We start from the raw sequence: 1542 nt of genomic DNA on the forward strand, positions 1-1542 counted from the left end.
AACTTTGAACTTCTACCAATAAAATTTCACGGCGGAATTCCATCACAAAGCTTGCGGCGGAATTTCATCGGGAATTTCATCCGTAAATTCCACCCAAACTGCGCCGCTTGGCTTACAGCACCTGTTTTACGCTACTAGCCGTGATTTCAAGTAGCCTCGTAGCAATCGGAAATTTCGCCTTCGTTTCTTCAAACTCCGCGCCACTATCAATAAAACGCGCTGTGCCCTTCACTACAAAGCCACGCCCCGCTCCGAACCTGCCTGCTAGCTCCTTCGTTGCGACGCTAAGCTCGACGTTTGGATTTGCCTCCACGTTGCTTTGCGTCTTTTTCATACCCGCAGCCGGGATGAGGATGCGGTCCCCCTTAATGACGAGATATCTGTTCCATGTATTGCTGATATGAGCTTCGCCGTGCGCGCAGGTAGCGATACCTACGGCGCATTCATAATTCAAAATCTCCAAAAATTCCTTGCTAAACATTTTCTCTCCTTAAATTTACATTTTAAAGCTCGCGATTTTGGCTGACAAGCCCCGCGCGCAACTGAAATTTTAACTACCTCTGCCACTTTCCGTCTCGGTTAAATTTTATACTTCAAAAGCGCATCTTTTTCGGCTTTGCTTACGCGGAAGCTATCGCGGATCTTCGATATCGCCTTGTTTTGGACAAATTTAGCCGCCCGCTTGCTCGCTAAAAACGCAAGCGTGCTCTCGCGCTGTTTGATAAACATCTCCGCTATCGCCCACGCCGCGCCCATCTGCACGTAGTACCGCTCGTCGCTTTCGGCGGCGCAAATTTCAAAAAATTCCTCGGGCGTGAGCGCGCTCATATTTCGCATAAAATAAACGTAGAAAAATCGCCGCTCAAACTCGTCCGCGCCGCCCTTAGCCTGCTTTAGTATCGCGTCCGCGAGAGCGGCGCCCCTGAATTCCGGAGCGAAAATATCGCAAACCGCCCAATTAGGCATCGTTTTAATAAAATCGCTCGCAAGGGCAAACTTTGCCTCATCCTGCTTAAAAAGCATTATGAAAAAGCCCTTTAGCACGAACTCTTCGTGAAAGACGGGCTCGTAATTTTGCAGCTCACGCCGTGCCTCGTCCATCCCTCCCAAAACGGCGAAGCTTTTGCGAGCAAGCGCGCGAAGTGAGGGAGTGCGCACGCCCAAAATCTGCGGCGCGGGTATTAGGCGCTGCGAAAATTGCGCGAACTTCTCCTCGCTTAGCGCCCGCAGCTGCCCTAGCATCTTTTCTCGTAAATCCATGGCTTTCCTTTAAATTTTGATTGCGAATTTTACCAGCCCGAACGCGAGTTGATCGCGGCACGCTAAAATTTCGCCGCACAGGCTATCCTATCTAAACAGAGCGCGCCGTATGCTCAAACTAATCGCCCGATAAGATCGCGTTTAAGTCGCCCGCTGAACTCGCTCAAAGTCTTTTGCCTAAAAATACGTCTGCTAAATCGTGCCGTATGCCGCCGGGCGAAGCAAGCCGTATCGCCAAAGCCGCTTAAATGAAGCTCGGCGCGTCGTTTGAAAACAAAATCA

The 1542-nt window shown here is 50.3% G+C and carries 2 protein-coding genes; both read right to left on the reverse strand.

The genetic code is table 11. The features are described 5' to 3' along the window. Positions 1–112: 112 nt before the first annotated feature. Positions 113–481: a pyridoxamine 5'-phosphate oxidase family protein gene (locus Q0605_RS08615; RefSeq protein WP_298706202.1), complete on the reverse strand. Its 369-nt coding sequence runs from the start codon at positions 479–481 to the stop codon at positions 113–115. Positions 482–579: 98 nt separating this feature from the next. Next, the gene (locus Q0605_RS08620) at positions 580–1260 is read right to left on the reverse strand and encodes a DNA alkylation repair protein (RefSeq protein ID WP_298706205.1); all 681 of its coding nucleotides are present in this window, start codon (positions 1258–1260) and stop codon (positions 580–582) included. Between the last annotated feature and the right edge of the window lie 282 nt (positions 1261–1542).

Origin of the sequence: uncultured Campylobacter sp. (assembly GCF_938017705.1) — a bacterium.
Lineage (GTDB): Bacteria > Campylobacterota > Campylobacteria > Campylobacterales > Campylobacteraceae > Campylobacter_B.

Excerpts from the sequence above, each read along its gene's own strand:
- Q0605_RS08615 (WP_298706202.1), bottom strand. The coding sequence starts at position 481 with ATGTTTAGCAAGGAATTTTTGGAGATTTTGAATTATGAATGCGCCGTA.
- Q0605_RS08620 (WP_298706205.1), bottom strand. The coding sequence starts at position 1,260 with ATGGATTTACGAGAAAAGATGCTAGGGCAGCTGCGGGCGCTAAGCGAG.